Origin of the sequence: Chryseobacterium sp. BGARF1 (assembly GCF_001677955.1) — a bacterium.
In the GTDB taxonomy this organism is placed as follows: domain Bacteria; phylum Bacteroidota; class Bacteroidia; order Flavobacteriales; family Weeksellaceae; genus Chryseobacterium.
This window is the reverse complement of record NZ_LELA01000206.1, coordinates 1-810: the sequence shown is the minus strand read 5'-3', so window position 1 is coordinate 810 and position 810 is coordinate 1. Positions and strand designations below refer to the sequence as shown.

The following is an 810-nucleotide window of genomic DNA, read 5'->3' as shown; positions in this document are numbered from 1 at the left end:
TATATAATAATTGGGGTTAATTATATTATAGTGATTATCCTTCGCTTTTATACCTTCTAGTTTCGTAAACTCAAGTGTAGTATATTCATTATTCACTTCCGAAAGTATCTTTCCATTATCATCATACTTTTTTTCAAAAATCATTTGTCCTCTCAAATAATCCCGATTAGAAATAGGAACTATAGGCATTTCGAGACTAAAAGTATCCGGATTCGGAAAGTCTATTGGAGATCTGAACTTGTATACTGTTTTACCTTTATCCGTAATTGTATTGTTAGTATCTTTTATAATCTGCTTTACGGTTACATATTGATATCCCACATCAGACCCTTGTGTTTTTTCAGATGGTAGTATATTGAAGTCTGTAGTTGTATCAATAATGGCATTATAGTAAATACTTTCAGGAGCTACAACTATATAATCGTAAGTAATCATTTCCGTATAATTAAAAATTGGTTCTGGGAAAACCAAAGCACCACTGCTTTTTTGAGGATTTTCTATATCCTTGTAATCATATACAAATTCCTTAGCGGGTACAGTTGAAGCTGGGGCGTCAAAATACTTAATATCATTAATTCTGAGCCCACCACCTTTCTTAGTCACATAACTAAGAAAAGAACGCTCCTTTGTAGATGCTGTAAGATAATAGGAAACTGGTCTTTGAGTTATCCCATAACTTCCACTAAGAGATGCATAGTAAGTTCCTGGCTCCAAAGTTACTTCTCTATAGAATTCTGTAACAGGTTCTCCTCCTTCACCAATTCCCGCATTTGGGCATTGGGCACCACTAGTACTTATACAAGATTGCCA

At 34.2% G+C, this 810-nt stretch carries 1 protein-coding gene; it reads right to left on the bottom strand.

Annotation, left to right across the window (positions count from 1 at the left end):
- On the bottom strand, positions 1-810 hold an 810-nt coding region (locus AB671_RS22630), incomplete at both ends, for a hypothetical protein (RefSeq protein ID WP_185116247.1).